20 protein-coding genes are annotated in these 17,645 nt (G+C 71.0%); 9 read left to right on the top strand and 11 right to left on the bottom strand.

Annotation, left to right across the window (positions count from 1 at the left end):
• Positions 1-27: 27 nt before the first annotated feature.
• Both V1457_RS11185 and V1457_RS11180 read right to left on the bottom strand, forming a co-directional pair.
• Positions 28-1,059, bottom strand: coding sequence for an MBL fold metallo-hydrolase (locus V1457_RS11185; RefSeq protein ID WP_338603216.1), 1,032 nt, complete (start codon positions 1,057-1,059; stop codon positions 28-30).
• A gap of 235 nt (positions 1,060-1,294) precedes the next feature.
• Positions 1,295-2,455, bottom strand: coding sequence for an acetyl-CoA C-acetyltransferase (locus V1457_RS11180; RefSeq protein ID WP_295144863.1), 1,161 nt, complete (start codon positions 2,453-2,455; stop codon positions 1,295-1,297).
• A gap of 186 nt (positions 2,456-2,641) precedes the next feature.
• Between V1457_RS11180 and V1457_RS11175 the strand changes: the two genes are divergently transcribed.
• Positions 2,642-3,433, top strand: a complete 792-nt coding sequence (locus V1457_RS11175) for an SDR family oxidoreductase (protein ID WP_338603212.1) — start codon at positions 2,642-2,644, stop codon at positions 3,431-3,433.
• Positions 3,434-3,614: 181 nt separating this feature from the next.
• Here the strand turns inward: V1457_RS11175 and V1457_RS11170 are convergent, their stop codons facing one another.
• The gene (locus V1457_RS11170) at positions 3,615-4,526 is read right to left on the bottom strand and encodes an SDR family oxidoreductase (RefSeq protein ID WP_295141558.1); all 912 of its coding nucleotides are present in this window, start codon (positions 4,524-4,526) and stop codon (positions 3,615-3,617) included.
• Between the two features lie 97 nt (positions 4,527-4,623).
• Complete coding sequence (locus V1457_RS11165; protein ID WP_338603208.1) at positions 4,624-5,403, bottom strand: SDR family oxidoreductase; 780 nt, start codon at positions 5,401-5,403, stop codon at positions 4,624-4,626.
• A 92-nt stretch (positions 5,404-5,495) separates the two neighbouring features.
• Between V1457_RS11165 and V1457_RS11160 the strand changes: the two genes are divergently transcribed.
• From V1457_RS11160 to V1457_RS11145, 4 genes are read left to right on the top strand one after another with little or no spacing between them, the layout of a single operon-like run.
• A complete protein-coding gene (locus tag V1457_RS11160) occupies positions 5,496-6,254 on the top strand; it encodes an enoyl-CoA hydratase family protein (RefSeq protein ID WP_200069206.1) in 759 nt (252 codons plus the stop codon).
• An 11-nt stretch (positions 6,255-6,265) separates the two neighbouring features.
• Positions 6,266-7,126: a CoA-transferase gene (locus V1457_RS11155; RefSeq protein WP_338603205.1), complete on the top strand. Its 861-nt coding sequence runs from the start codon at positions 6,266-6,268 to the stop codon at positions 7,124-7,126.
• Positions 7,123-7,860: a CoA-transferase subunit beta gene (locus V1457_RS11150; protein ID WP_200069204.1), complete on the top strand. Its 738-nt coding sequence runs from the start codon at positions 7,123-7,125 to the stop codon at positions 7,858-7,860. Before V1457_RS11155 ends, V1457_RS11150 begins: the two co-directional genes overlap by 4 nt.
• Entirely contained in the window at positions 7,857-8,930 is a 1,074-nt protein-coding gene (locus V1457_RS11145; protein ID WP_200069203.1) for a nitronate monooxygenase family protein, read from the top strand. Before V1457_RS11150 ends, V1457_RS11145 begins: the two co-directional genes overlap by 4 nt.
• Positions 8,931-8,970: 40 nt before the next feature.
• Here the strand turns inward: V1457_RS11145 and V1457_RS11140 are convergent, their stop codons facing one another.
• The 3 genes from V1457_RS11140 to V1457_RS11130 form a co-directional block, all read right to left on the bottom strand.
• A complete protein-coding gene (locus V1457_RS11140) occupies positions 8,971-9,612 on the bottom strand; it encodes a TetR/AcrR family transcriptional regulator (RefSeq protein WP_200069202.1) in 642 nt (213 codons plus the stop codon).
• Positions 9,613-9,768: 156 nt separating this feature from the next.
• Positions 9,769-10,548 (bottom strand): SDR family oxidoreductase, encoded by a 780-nt coding sequence (locus V1457_RS11135; protein ID WP_295143243.1) that lies wholly within the window; start codon positions 10,546-10,548, stop codon positions 9,769-9,771.
• Entirely contained in the window at positions 10,545-11,720 is a 1,176-nt protein-coding gene (locus V1457_RS11130) for an acyl-CoA dehydrogenase family protein (RefSeq protein WP_338603197.1), read from the bottom strand. The genes V1457_RS11135 and V1457_RS11130 overlap by 4 nt, the downstream gene beginning before the upstream one ends.
• A 155-nt stretch (positions 11,721-11,875) precedes the next feature.
• On the opposite strand from V1457_RS11130, the gene V1457_RS11125 reads away from it, so the two are divergent.
• The 4 genes from V1457_RS11125 (at position 11,876) to V1457_RS11110 (ending at position 16,115) form a co-directional block, all read left to right on the top strand.
• Positions 11,876-12,721 (top strand): enoyl-CoA hydratase, encoded by an 846-nt coding sequence (locus V1457_RS11125; RefSeq protein WP_338603194.1) that lies wholly within the window; start codon positions 11,876-11,878, stop codon positions 12,719-12,721.
• A 16-nt stretch (positions 12,722-12,737) separates the two neighbouring features.
• Positions 12,738-13,889 carry an acyl-CoA dehydrogenase family protein gene (locus V1457_RS11120; protein ID WP_338603191.1) on the top strand — a complete coding sequence of 384 codons (1,152 nt, stop codon included), beginning with the start codon at positions 12,738-12,740 and terminating at the stop codon, positions 13,887-13,889.
• Positions 13,886-14,881 carry an acyl-CoA dehydrogenase family protein gene (locus tag V1457_RS11115; RefSeq protein ID WP_338603188.1) on the top strand — a complete coding sequence of 332 codons (996 nt, stop codon included), beginning with the start codon at positions 13,886-13,888 and terminating at the stop codon, positions 14,879-14,881. Before V1457_RS11120 ends, V1457_RS11115 begins: the two co-directional genes overlap by 4 nt.
• 115 nt (positions 14,882-14,996) lie before the next feature.
• Positions 14,997-16,115, top strand: coding sequence for an acyl-CoA dehydrogenase family protein (locus V1457_RS11110; RefSeq protein WP_338603185.1), 1,119 nt, complete (start codon positions 14,997-14,999; stop codon positions 16,113-16,115).
• Between the two features lie 6 nt (positions 16,116-16,121).
• Here the strand turns inward: V1457_RS11110 and V1457_RS11105 are convergent, their stop codons facing one another.
• From V1457_RS11105 to V1457_RS11090, 4 genes are all read right to left on the bottom strand, one after another.
• Positions 16,122-16,775 carry a hypothetical protein gene (locus tag V1457_RS11105; protein ID WP_338603182.1) on the bottom strand — a complete coding sequence of 218 codons (654 nt, stop codon included), beginning with the start codon at positions 16,773-16,775 and terminating at the stop codon, positions 16,122-16,124.
• A gap of 154 nt (positions 16,776-16,929) precedes the next feature.
• The gene (locus V1457_RS11100) at positions 16,930-17,127 is read right to left on the bottom strand and encodes a DUF397 domain-containing protein (RefSeq protein WP_338603179.1); all 198 of its coding nucleotides are present in this window, start codon (positions 17,125-17,127) and stop codon (positions 16,930-16,932) included.
• An 82-nt stretch (positions 17,128-17,209) separates the two neighbouring features.
• Positions 17,210-17,407 (bottom strand): DUF397 domain-containing protein, encoded by a 198-nt coding sequence (locus V1457_RS11095; protein WP_338603176.1) that lies wholly within the window; start codon positions 17,405-17,407, stop codon positions 17,210-17,212.
• Between the two features lie 46 nt (positions 17,408-17,453).
• The gene (locus V1457_RS11090; RefSeq protein WP_338603173.1) at positions 17,454-17,642 is read right to left on the bottom strand and encodes a DUF397 domain-containing protein; all 189 of its coding nucleotides are present in this window, start codon (positions 17,640-17,642) and stop codon (positions 17,454-17,456) included.
• Between the last annotated feature and the right edge of the window lie 3 nt (positions 17,643-17,645).

Raw genomic sequence — 17,645 nt, 5'->3', positions numbered from 1 at the left:
GTTCGGGAGCTTTCCTGCGCGCCGCCATCAGATCGCCCGGTACCTCGCCACCCCGTCCACGACCCGGTGCAGCCGGTCGCGCGCGACGAGTACGTCCAGGTGCGCCGCGGTTTCACCCACGGCCAGGACCTGGTTGAACGGGTCGAGGTCGGTGAAGGACCGCTCGCGCCGGGTCCACCCGAGTTCACCCGCGACTTCGCGGGCCGTCGCCGCCCCGGTGCGGACGGCCCGCTCGGTCCGGTCGAGCCGGTCCTCGTGGTGCGCGAGCAGTTCGTCCACCCGGGAGTGCGCGCTGCCGGTCACCGGCCCGTGCGCGGGCAGCAGCCGCAGGTCCGGGAGTTCGCGCACGCGCCGCAGCGAGTCGAGGTAGTCACCCAGCGGCAGCTCCGTCCGCGCGGCTTCGAGCCCGATGGACGGCGTGATGTGCGGCAGCACGTGGTCCCCGGCGAACAGCAGCGAGTTCCGCTCGTCGACGAACACGACGTGCCCGCGGGTGTGGCCGGGAGTGTCGACGACTCGCAGGGTGCGGTCGGTGAGTTCGATCTCGGCACCGCCCTCGAGCCATTCGTCGGGGTGCTCGAAACCTTCCTCGGGCCGCTCGGTCTCGGGGCCCTTCGCGGAGCGGATGAGTTCGGCGAGCTCGGTCGCGCCGCCCCGGTCCAGCTGGGACAGCTGCTGATCGTGCGTGCCCGCCAGCAGAACCTCCAGCGACGGCCGCTCCCCGGCGCCCACCGCCACGGGAGTGCCGAACGTGCTGCGCAGCTCGATGCCCAGGGTGTAGTGGTCCCGGTGCAGGTGCGTGATCAGGTAGCGGCGCACGTCACCGAGGCCGCAGCCCAGCTCGCCCAGCGCGGTCTCGAGCGCGGCGCGGGCTTCCGGGATGGCCCAGCCGGAGTCCACCAGCACGAGCCCGTCGCCGTCCCGGATCGCGTACACGTTGACCGCGCGCAGCCCGTCGCCCGGCATCGGCAGCGGGATGCGGTGCACCCCCGGCGCCACCTCGAACGCGCCGGCGCGCAGCCAGTCGTGCCGCCCGTGCGCCACGTCGACGCTTGCCAAGTGCACCTCCCGAGTCGTGACAGTCGCCCTGACAAGGTAAACGTGAAATGCCCTCAGATGGTCACGTGCGTGCTAGAACACAATCCGCCCGCGATCATCGCGAGCCGTTCCGGGCGGCGATCCCGCAGCGAGGCGGCCGCCACCCGCGCGAACGCGAGCAGCGGCGCCGGCCGCTTGCGGTGCCCGAAACCCGGCCCGGCCAAAACACCTGCGCAAACCGCTCCCCGAACAATTCCTAGAGCCGCTCGAGGATGGTGACGTTGGCGGTGCCGCCGCCCTCGCACATCGTCTGCAGCCCGTACCGGCCGCCGGTGCGCTCCAGTTCGGAGAGCAGCGTCGCCATCAGCTTCGTGCCGGTCGCGCCGAGCGGGTGGCCGAGCGCGATGGCGCCGCCGTTGGGGTTGACCTTGGCCGGGTCGATGCCGATCTCCTGCTGCCAGGCCAGCACGACGCTGGCGAACGCCTCGTTGATCTCCACCACGTCGATGTCCGCGGCCGAGAGCCCGGACTTCTCCAGCGCGTGCCGGGTGGCCGCGATGGGTGCGCTGAGCATGAACACGGGATCGTCGCCGCGAACGCTGAGGTGGTGCACCCGCGCCCGCGGCGTCAGGCCGTGCTCGGCGACCGCCCGCTCCGACGCGATCAGCAGCGCTGACGCCCCGTCGGAGATCTGGCTGGACACGCCAGCCGTGAGCCGTCCGCCCGGACGCAGCTCCTTGAGCCCGGCGAGCTTTTCCCGGCTGGTGTCGCGCCGCGGCCCTTCATCGCTGGTGACGCCCTCGATCGGCGCGAGCTCCGCGTCGAAGTGCCCCGCGTCGGCCGCTTCGACCGCCCGCCGGTGGCTGGTCAGGGCGAACTCCTCCATGTCGGCGCGGGAGATGCCCCACTTCTCCGCGATGAGCTCGGCGCCCTGGAACTGGGTGACCTCCTCGTCGCCGTAGCGGCGTTGCCAGCCGGTGGAACCGGAACCGGGACCGTAGGCGATCGGGAAGTCCAGGCCGTCGGCCGCGCGCAGCGCGCTGCCGATCGGGATGCCGCTCATGTTCGCCACACCGCCCGCGATGACCAGGTCGTCCGTGCCGCTGAGCACCGCCTGCGCACCGAAGTGCACCGCCTGCTGCGAGGACCCGCACTGCCGGTCGATGGTGACGCCGGGGACGTGCTCGGGATAACCGGCCGCGAGCCAGCCGGTGCGGCCGATGTTGCCCGCCTGCGCGCCCACGGCGTCCACGCAACCCCAGAGCACGTCGTCCACCCGCCCCGGGTCGATGCCGGTGCGTTCGACGACGGCCCGGATCACGTGCGCGGACAGGTCCGCGGGATGCACGCCGCTGAGCCCGCCGCCGCGCTTGCCGACCGGTGTCCGCAGGGCCTCCACGATGTACGCCTCGGTCATGCTCGATCCCTCCCGGGTTGCGCTGAACGAGCGATCACTGAGCAAGCGCCCGCTTGGTAAATGTAACATGTTATTGTTGGCTTCAACCAGTTTCCGCCAGTCACCGGAACTCGCTACGGCCGCGGAGCACAACCCTTCGGCCGTTCGGGGCCGGGCCCCGGTACCTGTACGGCCGAGCGGAGGAACATGGGCACCATCGCGATCACCGGTTCGGCATCGGGCATCGGTGCGGCGACCCGCGAACGGCTCGAACAGCAGGGGCACCGGGTGCTCGGCGTCGACATGCACGGAGCCGAGGTCGCGTGCGACCTCGGGACGGGCGAAGGGCGCGCGGAGGCCGTGAACCGGATCACCGCGGAGTGCGATGGCCGCCTCGACGGCCTGGTGACCTGCGCGGGCATTCCCGGCGTTCCGACGCGGCAGGGGTCAGCGCTGGTGTCGGTGAACTACTTCGGCACCGTCGCCCTGCTGCGCGGCCTGCGTCCGGCGCTGGCTGCCGCCGAGCGACCGGCCGTGGTGTGCCTGAGCTCGAATTCCGCGACGTGCCAACCGAATTGGCCGGTACCGGTCGCCGAAGCCTGCTTCGCCGACGAAGAGGAGCGGGCGCGGGAACTGGCCGACGAGCACGGAGCCGTCGGCGCATACCCGGCGACGAAGGCCGCGATCGCCTGGTACGTGCGCAGCCACGCGCCCGCGGCGGAGTGGACCGGCGCCGGTATCCGCCTCAACGCCGTCGCGCCCGGGCACATCGAGACGGGCATGACCGCCGAGGTGCGGCGCGATCCGGCGCTGGGTGAAGCGCTCGAAGCCTTCCCCACTCCGCGCGGAGCTCCCGGACGTCCGGCGGAGGTGGCCGCGCTGATCGACTTCTTGCTCGGCGCGGAAGGCGCGCTGCTGTGCGGCTCGGTCGTCTACGCCGACGGCGGCACCGACGCCGCGCTGCGCCCGAAGGACTGGCCTGCGGTCTGGTCGCTGTAGCCCGGCCTCACGAACGCCCACCCGTTGCGGACGGCTGTCCCCTCCATCCGGCTCCGCGGTCCCGGCCCCGTCGCCCGACACGCCCGTGCGTCCCCCGCACCGCGGAACCCCGCCCGGAGTGAACGGAACTTTCGTCCGAATAGATTGGGCGAAGAGGCCGTTCACTCGGAAAGTTCGGAGATCAGGTGGTGCCGTAGACGGGTTCCGGGCGCGGATCCCGGTCGAGCAGGTCGCGGACGACGGGACCGAGTTCGGTAGGGGACCAGCGGCGGCCCGCGTCGTGCTCGGCGCCGTGGCGCCAGCCGGTGGCGACGCGGACCGCGCCGCCCTCCACCTCGAAGACCCGCCCGGTGACGTCGGCGGATTCCGCGCTGCCCAGCCACGCCACCAGCGGTGAGACGTTCTCCGGCGCCATCGCGTCGAAACTCCCGTCGGTGGGCTGCGACATGGCTTCGGTGAACACGTCCTCGGTCATGCGGGTGCGCGCGGACGGCGCGATCGCGTTGACGGTGACGCCGTAGCGGCCGAGTTCGGCGGCGGTGTTCACGGTGAGCGCGGCGATCCCGGCTTTCGCCGCGGCGTAGTTGCTCTGGCCGATGCTGCCCTGCAGACCGGCACCGGAGCAGGTGTTGATGATCCGCGCGTCGACGGCCTCCCCGGCCTTCGCCAGGTCCCGCCAGTGCGCCGCGGCGTGCCGCATGGTCGCGGCGTGGCCTTTGAGGTGCACCCGCAGCACGTCGTCCCACTCCTGCTCGGAGAGGTTCACGAACATCCGGTCCCGCACGACACCGGCGTTGTTGACCAGCACGTCGAGCCTGCCGAAGCTGTCCACGGCCCGCGCCACGAGCTGCCGGGCCTGATCCCAGTCGGCCACGTCCGCCCCGTCGACGACCGCTTTCCCGCCCAGCGAACGGATTTCCGCGGCGACTTCGACAGCGGGCTGCTCGTCACCGCCGGTGCCGTCGAGCTGCACGCCGACGTCGTTGACCACCACCGAAGCTCCGTGGCGAGCGAACTCCAGCGCGTGCGCGCGGCCCAAACCCCGGGCCGCGCCCGTCACGACGACGACCCTGCCTTCGCAGATGCCGGGCACTGTGGACTCCCTTCGGAATGATGTTGCCTAGCGGACCCTCGGCGGCTTCCCCGCTCCGGAAGCAGCCCCCGCTGAACCGGCTACCTCCCGCGCCGGATCAGTCCCGGGAAAATTCCCGGGCGAGCTGCTTGAGGTGCGGGTGCGGTTCGCCGCCGCCGTCCACGGCCAGCACCGCGCCGGTGAGGTATTCGGCCAGCGGCGAGGCCAGGAACGCGCAGGCGTTGCCGACCTCGACCGGCTCGGCGGGCCTGCCCATCGGGATGGTCTCGGCGAAGCCGGACTGCTCGGCGTCCGCGCCGAAGTGCTCCCGGAAGTTGTCGGTGCGGGCCACCCCGACGGACACCGCGTTGACCCGCACGCTCGGCGCGAACTCCAGCGCGAGGGTGCGGGTGAGGCTTTCCACCCCGGCCTTGGCCGCGGCGTAAGCGGCGATGGTGGGCGCGGCGCGCTGCGCGGCAACGCTGCTGATCATGGTCATCGAGCCGCCGCTCTCGCGCATCACCGGCCAAGCCCGCTGGCACACCAGCAGCGGTGCCAGCAGGTTCAGCTCGACGATCTTGGAGTGGAACCGGGGCGACGCGGTCGCGGTGTCCGCGGGCGGTGCCCCACCGGCGTTGTTCACCACCGAGTCGAGCCTGCCGCTGCGGCGCACGACCTCCTCGATCAGCCCGTCCACCTGCTCGGGATCGCGCACGTCCGCTTGCACGAACTCGGCGCGAACGCCGTCGTCTTCGGGCAGCCGCTCGGGTTCGCCGCGCGAGCAGACGTGCACCCGCGCCCCTGCCCGCAACAGTACTTCGGAGATTCCGGCGCCGATGCCGCGCGTTCCGCCGGTCACCAGCACCACTCGGCCGGAAAGGTCGATCTCGACGCCCACGAGTTCCTCCGGGGTTCGCCCCTGGCGGGGCCTTCGCCTCGGTTGCTAACGTACCAACCCAACCTAACAAGTGCTAGGTTTGGTAGGTGCGGATGAGCACGAGAATCCGGCGCCACGACAACGGGATCGTGGTGCTGACCATGGACAACCCACCGGTGAACGCGCTGCCCGCGCACGGCTGGCAGGAACTCGCGGAGTCGCTGCGGCAGGCCGGTGCGGACGAGCGGACCCGCGTCGTGGTGCTGCAGGCCGAAGGCCGCGGCTTCAACGCGGGCGTGGACATCAAGGAACTCACCGCGGATCCCGGGCACAGCAAGCTCGTCGCCGTGAACCACGGCTGCTACGAGGCGTTCAAGAGCGTCTACGAGTGCCCGGTCCCGGTGATCAGCGCGGTGCACGGGTTCTGCCTCGGCGGCGGCATCGGCCTGGTGGGCAACTCGGACATCATCATCGCCTCCGCGGACGCGACGTTCGGACTGCCCGAAGTGGACCGCGGTGCGCTCGGCGCGGCCACGCACCTGCAACGGCTCGTGCCGCAGCACTACGCGCGGGCGATGTTCTACACCGGCCGCACCGCGACCGCGCACGACTTGGCGCGGTTCGGCTCGGTGTGGGAGGTCGTCGAACCGGAGCGGCTGCACGACGCCGCGCTGGAGCTGGCCGGCTCGATCGCGGACAAGGAACCGCTGGTCGTGCGCCGGGCCAAGGAAGCGCTCAACGGCATCGACCCGGTCGACGTCAACCGCAGCTACCGGTTCGAGCAGGGCTTCACCTTCGAACTCAACCTCAGCGGTGTCTCCGACCGGGCGCGGGAGGCGTTCGTCGACGGCGAGCGCCCGGCGGACGGGTGAAAGGCGGGCAGGTGCGGGACAAGCAGGTCAACGTCGACGAGATCGTCGGATCGTTGCGGGACGGCATGACCATCGGCATCGGCGGCTGGGGATCGCGGCGCAAACCGATGGCGCTGGTGCGCGCCATCCTGCGCTCGCAGCTTCGCGATCTGACGCTGGTGTCCTACGGCGGTCCGGACGTGGGATTGCTGGCGGCGGCGGGCAAGTTGCGCAAGGTCGTCTACGGGTTCGTCTCGCTGGATTCGATCCCGCTGGACCCGCACTTCCGGGCGGCGCGCCAGCGCGGGGAGCTCGAAGTCGCCGAGTACGACGAGGGGATGATCCTCGCCGGGCTGCGCGCGGCGGCGGCGCGGGTGCCGTTCCACCCGACGCGGGCCGGAATCGGCTCCGACGTGCCCGCGTTGAACCCGGGGCTGCGGACCGTGCGCTCTCCCTACGACGACGGCGAAGAGCTGATGGCGATGCCTGCGCTGCGCCTCGATGCCGCGCTGGTGCATCTCAACCGCGCCGACCGGCACGGCAACGCGCAATACCTCGGGCCGGACCCCTACTTCGACGATCTGATGTGCGCGGCGGCCGATCGCGGCTACGTCACCTGCGAACAGGTGGTGCCCACCGAGGAACTGCTGCAGAAGGCCCCGGTGCAGTCGTTGCTGCTGAACCGGACGCACACCGACGCCGTGGCCGAGACGCCGAACGGCGCGCACTTCACCAGCTGCGTCCCCGACTACGAGCGGGACGAGGCTTTCCAGCGGCGGTACGCGGCCAGCGCCTCCGACGAGGAGAGCTGGCGGGCGTTCCGCGACGAGTTCCTCAGCGGCGACGAGCAGGCCTACCAGGCCGCCGTCCGGGCACCGGAGGTGGCGCAGTGAACGCAGAAGTGACCCGCGCGGAGATCTGCGCCGTCGCCTGCGCCGACACCTGGCGCGACGCGGGCGAGGTGCTGGCGTCGCCGATCGGGCTGATCCCCTCGCTCGGCGCCCGGCTCGCCCGGATGACCACCGCACCGGACCTGCTGCTTACCGACGGCGAGGCGCTGCTGACCGCCGAACCACCGCCGCTCGGCCGGGAAGGCGGCGTCGTCGAGGGCTGGATGCCCTACCGGCAGGTGCTCGACCTGCTCGCCGGCGGCCGCAGGCGGGTGATGATGGGCGCCACCCAGATCGACCGCTACGGCAACCAGAACATCTCCCGGATCGGCCCGTGGGACCGGCCGAAGGTGCAGCTGATCGGGGTGCGCGGCGCGCCGGGCAACTCGGTCAACCACACCACGAACTACTGGGTTCCCAAGCACGGCAAGCGGATCTTCGTGGGGTCGGTGGACCTGGTCTCCGGTGTCGGGCACGACCGGGACGGCGGGCCCTTCCACGACGTGCAGGTGGTCGTCACCGATCTCGGCGTGCTCGACTTCGCCGGGCCGGATTCCGCGATGCGGCTGCGTTCGGTGCATCCCGGGGTCACGGTCGAGCAGGTGCAGGACAGCACCGGGTTCGAGCTGGACACCGGCTCGGTGGAGCAGACCCGGATGCCGTCCGATGTGGAATTGGAGCTGATCCGCACGGTCCTCGACCCGGACGGTCTGCGGCACCAGGAGGTTCCGGCGTGAGCGGGCTCGGCACGGCGCTGACCCGGCTCGTCGGCGTGCGGCATCCCGTGGTGCAGACCGGAATGGGCTGGGTGGCCGGTCCGCGGCTCGTGTCGGCCACCGCCGAAGCGGGCGGGCTCGGCGTGCTCGCCTCCGCGACGATGACCATGGATCAGTTGCGCTCGGCGGTCCGGGAAGTGCGCGAGCGCACCGAGGAACCGTTCGGCGTGAACCTGCGGGCCGACGCGGGCGACGCGGAGGAGCGCGTGGACCTGCTGATCCGGGAAGGCGTGCGAGTCGCCTCGTTCGCCCTGGCGCCGGACAAGCGGCTGATCGGCAAGCTCAAGGACGCGGGCATCGTCGTGATCCCCTCGGTCGGTGCCAAGCGGCACGCGGAGAAGGTCGCCTCCTGGGGCGCCGACGCCGTGCTCGTGCAGGGCGGCGAAGGCGGCGGGCACACCGGCTCGGTCGCCACCACGCTGCTGTTGCCGCAGGTCGTCGACGCCGTGGACATTCCGGTGATCGCCGCGGGCGGGTTCTTCGACGGCCGCGGGCTGGCCGCCGCGCTGTGCTACGGCGCCGCGGGCATCGGGATGGGCACGCGGTTCCTGCTGACCAGCGACAGCGCCGTGCCGGACGAGGTGAAGCAGCGGTACCTGGCGGCAGCGTCCGGGGACACCCTGGTCACTTCGCGGGTCGACGGGCTGCCGCACCGGATGCTGCGCACCGGGCTCACCGACGCGGCCGAGTCCGCGAGCCGGTTGCGCCGCCTGCCGGGCGCGCTGCGGCAAGCGGCCGCGTTCAAGGCGATGAGCGGCATGTCCTGGAAGCAGCTGATCAGCGACGGAATCGCGATGCGCCGCAACAGCGAACTGCCGTGGAGCGCGGTGCTGCTGGCCGCGAACACGCCGATGCTGATCAAGGCCGGTCTGGTGGACGGTCACGCCGACGCGGGCGTGCTGCCCGCCGGGCAATCCGTGGGAATGATCGGCGAACTGCCCAGCTGCGCCGAACTCATCGAGCGGATCGTGGACGAGGCCGTGCGCGCGCTCGAATCCGCTTCGCGCGGCCCGCGGGAATCCGCTTCGTGACCACCGATCGCGCGCTGCCGGCGAACGCGGCCGGGCAGGCTCACCCCTGCCCGGTCATGATCCCTTCGCACAGGATCGTGATGTGCTGCTCGGCGATCACGTCGGCGTTCAACCGGCCGCGCGGGTTGTACCAGTGCACCGTGGTCCAAACGGTGTCCCGGATGAACCGGTAGGCGATCTTCACGTTGAGGTCGCTGCGGAAGATCCCGGCCTGCTGGCCCTGCTGCAGCACCTTCATCCAGGTGCGCTCGAAGTCGTTCGCGGCGCGGCGCAGGTAGCTGAAGCGCTCGAACTGCTGGAGGTATTTCGCCTCGTTCTGGTAGATCGTGACCGCCGAGCGGTATTCGTTCATCGCGCGGAACGACTGCCGGACCAGCTCGGTGATGGTGCCGCGCGGGTCGGTCTTCTCGTGCAGCACCTCGTCGTAGAGCCGCTGCTGGAAGTCCAGGAACTCGCGCAGGATCTCGTCGACCATCGATTCCTTGGAATCGAAGTGGTAGTAGAGGCTGCCGGAGAGGATGCCCGCGGCGTCGGCGATCTCGCGCACGGTGGTGACCACGAAACCGCGCTCGGCGAACAGGTCGGCGGCGATCGCCAGCAGCTCCGCGCGCCGCTGCGAACCGCCCGCCTCAGCCGCCGCCGGGCGCTGCGCGCGACCGGTCGAGCGCTTGGTCTCCGCCATGTCCTCATCCTCTCACTGGCCGTTGCCGACCCCGCGCACCCGCTCGTTCCGCCGGCAGTGCCCTTGTTCTCGGAGTGCTCTGGTTTTCGGAGCGAACGGCCCGTTGGCCCAATCTATTGGGACGAGCGGTCCGTTCGCTCCGGGGGCGCGCGGGTGTCACGGATGCTGGTTGCTGGCGGAGATGACCTCGCCGGTGAGGTAGGACGAGTAGTCACCGGCCAGGTAGACGATCACGTTGGCGATCTCCCAAGGTTCGGCGGAGCGGCCGAACGCCTCTTTGGACTCCAGCTCGGTCAGCAGCTCGTCGGAGGTCACCTTCGCCAGGTTCTCGTGCATCACCAGGCTCGGCGCCACCGCGTTCACCCGCACCCCGAACTCCGCGGCGTCCACCGCCGCGCACCTGGTCAGCGCCATCACGCCCGCTTTCGCCGCGGCGTAGTGCGCCTGCCCGGCCTGCGCGCGCCAGCCGACCACCGAGGCGTTGTTGACGACCACGCCCCCACCGCCCTGATCTCGGAAGCGCTGGATCGCGGCCCGCGTGCACCGGAACGTGCCGTTCAGCGTCACGTCCAGCACGCGGCTCCACTGCTGGTCGGTCATGTCCTGAATCGGCGCCGTCCCGCCAAGCCCGGCGTTGTTGACCAGCACGTCGAGCCGCCCGAACGCCTCGGCCGCGGCGTCCAGCAGGTGCTCGACCTGCTCGACGTCGGTGACGTCGCAGGGCACCGCGATGACTTCGGCACCGGGCAGTTCGGCCAGCTCGGCGCGGGTGGCCTCCAGCCGCCGCTGGTGCGAGTCGCTGATCACGACGCGTGCGCCTTCCCGGATCATCCGGCGCGCGGCCGCGGAGCCGATGCCGGTCCCGGCGGCCGCGGTCACCACCGCGGTCCTGCCCGCCAGCAGGCCGTGCGGTTCCGGTTCGGTCGGTGTTCTCAAGGCCGGGCCTCCTTCGGCAACCCGAGCACCCGCTCGGCGATGATGTTGCGCTGGATCTCGTCGGAACCGCCGTAGATCGTGTCGGCGCGGGTGAACAGGAACAGCCGCTGCCGCTCGTCGAGCTCGCCGTCCGGCGCGACCAGGCCGCACGCACCGGCGACCTCGACGGCCAGCTCACCGAGCCCGCGGTGGAAGTTCGCCCAGTACAGCTTCGCGATGGACGCCTCCGGTCCCGCGGTCCCCTCGGCGACCCCGGTCAGCGTGCGCAGCGCGTTGAACCGCATGATCTCCAGGCCGATCCAGGCCCGGCTGATCTTGTCCCGCAGCACCGGATCGTCCAGCGCACCGCCGGAACGGGCGAGCTCGGTGATGCTTTCCAGCTCGCGGCGGAACACCACCTGCTGGTCGACGGTGCCGATGCCACGTTCGAAACCGAGCGTGCCCATCGCGACCCGCCAGCCGTCGCCGGGCTCGCCGACGACGTTGGTCGCGTCGGTGCGCGCGCCGTCGAAGAACACCTCGTTGAACTCGGAAGTACCGGTGAGCTGCACGATCGGCCGCACCTCGATGCCCGCGGAATCCATCGGCACCAGCAGGTAGGACAGCCCGCGGTGCCTGCGCTCGGCGGGATCGGTGCGCGCGAGCAGGAAGCACCAGTCGGCCACGTGCGCGTGCGAGGTCCAGATCTTCTGGCCGTGCACCACCCAGTCCGAGCCGTCGCGGTGCGCCGCGGTGGACAGGTTCGCCAAGTCGGACCCGGCGCCGGGCTCGGAGTAGCCCTGGCACCACAGCTCCCGCACGCCCACGATCGGCGGCAGGAACCGCCGCTGCTGCTGCTCGGTGCCGAACGCGATGATCGTGGGACCGATCAGCTCCTCGCCGATGTGCCCGACCCGGACCGGCGCGCCCGCCTTGGCGTACTCCTCGTGGAAGATCACCTGCTGGGCGATGGACGCGCCGCGGCCGCCGAACTCCTCCGGCCAGCCCAGGCAGGTCCAGCCCGCTGCCGCGAGGTGCCGGTCCCATGCGAGCCGCACGTCGAACGCTTCGTGCTCACGTCCCGGTCCGCCGAGTCCCCGCGCCTGGGCGAACTCGCCGGTGAGGTTGTCGCCGAGCCATTCCCGCACTTCCCGGCGGAACGCCGCTTCCTGCGCGCTGTCGGTGAGATCCATCCGAAGCACCTCCGGCCGATCACGGTGTGAGCCCTGCTGGAAAAGCGGTGTGCGCCCCGCTGGAAGCTCCGACTGGACCGGAAGCCTACCAAGCACTTGCTAGTTTCGCTAACCTCGGAGCACGACGGCGCGACTCCCGGACGAGGAGGGTGACGATGGCCGAAGAGGAACCGATCGTGCGCTACGAGCGCAACGGTCCGACAGCGGTCGTGACGATGAACCGGCCGAACTACCGCAACGCGCAGAACTCCGCGATGACCTACGCACTGGACGACGCGTTCTACCGCGCCTGCGCCGATGACGAGGTCCAGGTCATCGTGCTCGCCGGCGCGGGTGAGCACTTCTCAGCAGGGCACGACATCGGCTCACCGGGCCGCGATGTCGACGTGGACTACGAGCGCCGCGCGGGCCTGTGGTGGGGCCACACCGACAAGGCGGGCGGCGAGTCCAGGTTCGCCCGCGAGCAGGAGGTCTACCTGGGAATGTGCCGCCGCTGGCGGGACATGCCGAAACCCGTCGTCGCGAGCGTGCAGGGCGCGTGCGTGGCCGGTGGCCTGATGCTGGCGTGGGTGTGCGACGTGATCGTGGCCGCCGAGGACGCGTTCTTCGCCGATCCCGTGGTGCGGATGGGCATTCCGGGCGTGGAGTACTTCGTGCACCCGTGGGTGCTCGGGCCGCGAATCGCGAAGGAGTTCCTGTTCACCGGCAAGCGGATGAGCGCGCAGCGGGCCTACGAGGTGGGGATGGTCAACCGGGTCGTCCCGCGCGAGCAGTTGACCGATACCTCGCTGGAACTGGCCGGCGAGATCGCCGCGATGCCGCGGTTCGGGCTGGCGCTGGCGAAGAAGGCCGTCAACCAGGCCGAAGACCTCATGGGGCGGCACAGCGGGCTCGATTCCGCGTTCGGGCTGCACCACCTGGCGCACGCGCACAACGCCGAGGTCGAGCAGGACTCGCTCAGCGGCATGGACGCCAAGAGCATGAAGCGCGCCGCCGAGTGAGCGCGGGGAGGCTGCCGTGGATCTGACGTTCTCCGCCGAAGACCTCGCCTTCCGCGACGAGGTGCGCACCTGGTTGCGGGCGAACGTGCCCGCCGAACCGCTGCCGTCGCTGGAGACCGAAACCGGTTTCGCCGCGCACCGGCAGTGGGAGAAGACCCTGCACGCGGCCGGTTTCTCGGTCGTGTCCTGGCCCGTCGAGTTCGGCGGCCGGGACGTCTCGCTGGTGCAGTGGTTGCTGTTCGAGGAGGAGTACTACGCCGCGGGCGCGCCCGGCCGGGTCGGGCAGAACGGGATCTTCCTGCTCGCGCCGACGCTGTTCGAGCACGGCACGGCCGAGCAGCGGGAACGCTTCCTGCCGCGAATGGCTTCCGGCGAGGACGTCTGGGCGCAGGCTTGGTCGGAGCCGGAAGCGGGCAGCGACCTGGCCGGAATCCGCAGCCGAGCGCGCCGGGTGCCGGGCGGCTGGCGGTTGTCCGGGCAGAAGACGTGGAGTTCGCGGGCCGCGTTCGCGGACTGGGCGTTCGGGCTGTTCCGCAGCGATCCCGATGCCGAGCGGCACCGCGGGCTGACGTACTTCCTGTTCCCGCTCGACGCCGCGGGCGTGACGGTGCGGCCGATCGGGCGGATCGACGGCAAGCCGGCGTTCGCGGAGATCTTCCTCAACGACGTCTTCGTGCCGGACTCCGACGTGCTGGGCGAGGTCGGCGAAGGCTGGCGGGTCGCGATGAGCACCACCGGCAGCGAGCGCGGGTTGTCGCTGCGCAGCCCGGGCAGGTTCCTCGCCGCGGCGCAGCGGCTCGTCGAGTCGTGGAACGGTGCCGCGCAGCTGCAGGACCGGGTGGTCGACGCTTGGATCGGCGCGAGCGCCTACCGGCTGGCGACCTTCGAGACCGTCACGAAGGTCCTCGCGGGCAGCCCGGTCGGGCCGGAGTCCAGCATGAACAAGGTCTTCTGGTCCGAATTGGACATCGCGCTGCACGAGGCGGCGATGGACCTGCTGGGGCCGGACGCCGAACTCACCGCCGGATCGCCCGCCGCACCGGATGGCGGCGCCTGGCCGGACGGCTACCTGTTCGCGCTGGCCGGGCCGATCTACGCGGGCACCAACGAGATCCAGCGCAACGTCATCGCCGAGCGCGTGCTCGGCCTGCCCAGGGAGCCGCGTTGAGGTTCACCCGCACCACCGAACAGCAGGACATGGCCGAGGCGTTGCGCGCGTTGTTCGACGCAGGCGACGGCGCGGCGATCGCGCGCAGCTGGGCCGCGGGCGACGCGGCTCCGTGGCGCCGGGTTTGGGCGCAGCTCGGCGAGATGGGGTTGTGCGGGGTCGCCGTTCCGGAGCGGTTCGGCGGTCTCGGCCTCGGGCCGGTCGAGTTGGTGACCTGCCTGGAAGAGCTCGGGCGCGCCGGACTTCCCGGGCCGTGCGTCGAGTCGATCGCCGTCGTGCCTGCGCTGCTCGCGGACACCGCCGCAGCCGAGCGGTGGCTGCCCGGGATCGCTTCCGGGAACGCGGTCGGCACCGCGACGTTCACCGAGCACGTGCCGCGGGCGCTGGACGCCGATGCCGCCGACGCGGTGTTCCAGTGCGACGGGGAGCGCGCCACGGTCGCGGAACGGCCGGATGCGGTGGCGCAGCACTCCATCGACCCGGCCCGTCGCTTGTGGACGATCGAATCCGCTGGTGAGCCGGTTCCGGGCGCGCAGGTCGCCGAGGCGTTCGACCTCGGCGCGCTCGGCTGCGCGGCGCAGCTGCTCGGCATCGGGCAGCGGCTGCTCGACATGTCCACCCGGTACGTGCAGGAACGCCACCAGTTCGGCCGGCCGGTCGGGCGGTTCCAGGCGGTCAAGCACCACTTGGCGAACGTGGCGGTGCGGCTCGAATTCGCCCGGCCGCTGGTGCACGGCGCTTGCCTCGCCGAGCCGCGGCACCGTTCCCGGGACATTTCGGCAGCGAAGATCGCCGCCTCGGACGCCGCGTACTTCGCGGGCCGCATCGCGCTGCAGGTGCACGGCGCCATCGGCTACACCGCCGAGCACGATCTGCACCTGTGGTCGACCAAGGCCACGGCGCTGCACGCGGCGTGGGGCACCACGACCTGGCACCGGCGACGGGTCGCCGCTGCGCTGGCCGCCGGTGAGACCGCGCCGGTCGGCGCGTAGGTGCGGCGTCGGCCGCTTGCTATCGGCCACCTGAGCACCGGCACCGCCGCGGTTCCGCTAGGCGGCGACCTACGCGAACCACCTTCCAAAAACCCGAGTTTCGAAGAGGAATCCGATGCGTTTCGCGTTCACCGAGGAGCAGGAAGACCTGCGGCGGGCAGTCCGCGCGCTGGTGGACCGCGGCGGCGGGCCGCACATCCCGGATCCGGAGGCGTCGATCGCCGAGCACGACACGGAGTTGTGGCGGCGGCTGGCCGGTGAGATCGGCGCGGCCGGGCTCAGCGTGCCCGAGGAGTTCGGCGGGATCGGTTGCGGCATGGTGGAAAGCGGCATCGTCGCCGAAGAACTCGGCAGGCGGCTCGTCGCCGGTCCGTTCCTGGGCAGCGCGGTGATCAGCGCGGAACTGCTGCTGGCCACCGACGACGCGGACGCGCGCTCCCGGCTGCTGCCCGGGATCGCCTCGGGTGAGCGGGTGGTCGCGCTCGCGTGGGCCGAGCCGCAGAGCTGGTGGAGCACTTCGACGTGCGCCACGAAAGCGCGCCGTGACGGCGAAAACTGGCACCTGACCGGTGAGAAGAGCTTCGTGCTGGACGGGGCGCAGGCGGATGCCGTCCTGGTCGTAGCGGCGACGGAGCACGGGCTGTCGCTGTTCGAAGTGGACGCCGCGGAGCCGGCCGCTTCCGCCCCGATGGACCTGACCCGGCCGATGGCCGAGCTGCACCTGCACGAAACGCCCGCTCGGCTGATCGGAGCCGAGGGCCAGGCCGCACCGGCGCTCACCCGCTGCCTGGACGTCGCCGCCGCCGCGCTCGCCGCCGAGAACGTCGGTGCCGCCACGCGATGGCTGGAGGAGACGGTCGCCTACGTTCAGGTGCGCGAGCAGTTCGGCCGCGCGATCGGCTCGTTCCAGGCCGTCAAACACCGGCTCGCGGACCTGTTCGTGGCGGTCGAATCGGCCCGTTCGCTGTCCCAAGCCGCCGGCTGGGCGGTGGCCACCCGCGACGACCGCGCCGCGGAATTCGCGGCGATGGCGAAGTCCTTCTGCTGCGAGACCTACGCCGACGTGGCCGCCGAAGGAATCCAGCTGCACGGCGGCATCGGCATCACCTGGGAGCACGAGGCCCACCTGCACCTCAAACGTGCGCACTCCGCAACCCACCTGTTCGGCACACCCCGACGGCACCGGGAGCGGCTGGAGGATCTGCTCGGGTTGGCCGGTTCCGCCGCGGGCTGAACCGGCTCAGCTGCCCGTGCTTTCCCAGACCCTCGCGAACGCGGTGACGGTGTTCTTGGCCGGATCGAACGAAACCTCGTCGATGTAGGCGATCCGGTTGCCGGCGGTGCGCACGCAGAACCGGCTGGAGTCGGTGAGCGTCAACTTCGCGGCACCCTGCTTGCCGATCCGGTCCGCGCACTGCTGGCGGTTCGGGTCGTCAGGACCGTTCCACGCAGCGATGGTGGGTGGGGCGTTGGAGGTTCCCGAGCCGAGTCCGTGCAATTCGGGCTCCCCCGCCTCGTCGTGCGGATCGATGCCGCTGGCCCACACGCTGCGTTGGGACCCGTCGGACTGGATGTTCGGCGGTTTCAGGTCGAGGTTCACGTTGCGGAGATCGACCCTGCCTTCCGAACGGACCGCGGCGATTCCCGAATTGGCGGTGCCCGAGCTCGGCTGCCCGGCGGCCGGGACACCGTCCTCGCCACGACCGAACCGATCGACCGCGGCCAGGACGATGACGACGGCCAAGGCACAGGCCAGGATGATGCCGATCCACTTAACCGGGCCGCTCGGCCTGCCGAAGTAGATGTCGCGCGCCGAGCCGGTTTGCACCGTCGGTCCCCGGGACTCGCCGGAGATCGAGTTGCGTGTCTTCTCTCGGTCGTCCGATTCACGCATCGGCCGAGTATCGCGCGGTTCGCAGTCGTCCAGGGGGCACGAAACGCAGTGATCAACCGAATGCAGCAACCGCTGGGTGATCGGGTGCCGACGCCGCGGCGGTCGACCGGATCGGGGTGACCGGGCCGATCTCGCACAACCGCGCAGCTCGACGTCAGTGGTCGTACTGACCGGCCTTGATCGCGCCGATGAAGGCGCTCCACCGTGGATTGGCGATTCGCAGGGCTGCACCGCCGCGATTCTTGGTATCCCGCACCCCTGCAACGCCCGGTGCACGGCCGACTTCGACGCAGGTTTGAGTTGCGCTCGTGCGGCTGCTCGTACGCCATCCGGCGATCTCACTGGGTGTCACGTTTTCTCCCCTTCTCACCCGTAGTTCCCCCGCAGTCCTAGTATTCGCCGGTGTCGCCGGGCGGTTGGAGCTGCAGGGTCGCCTAGCTGTCGAACCGATCGGCCTTCACTGCCCGGATGAGGTCGCCGAACCTAGTTGTGTCTAATACCAGGGCTTCTGCACCAAGCTGCTTGCTGTCCCGGATCGCGCAGATCCCCGAGATGTTCGTCGCAACTTCGACGCACTGTCCGTGTGCTGAGCTGCGGCTGGACTTGCGCCATCGGGCGTGCGTGCGGTCCATGATCGCTCGCTTTCGACTCGCTGAACAGGGGCCAACCAGGTCGATGTCAGCAGTCGTAGCGACCGGCTCTGATCGCCGAGACGAACGCGGACCACTGGTGTCGGCTCGTCGTGAAATGGCCCGCCGCGCGGTCCTTCGTGTCGCGGACGGCGGTGTGCTCTGCGGTTATGCGGACCTCTACGCACTGCTCGGGCCGGTGCAGACTTTTGGTGGACTTGCGCCACTGCGCGGGCATGAT

The organism is Saccharopolyspora sp. SCSIO 74807 (assembly GCF_037023755.1).
GTDB lineage: Bacteria > Actinomycetota > Actinomycetes > Mycobacteriales > Pseudonocardiaceae > Saccharopolyspora_C > Saccharopolyspora_C galaxeae.
This window is presented reverse-complemented; position numbering and strand designations above follow the sequence as displayed.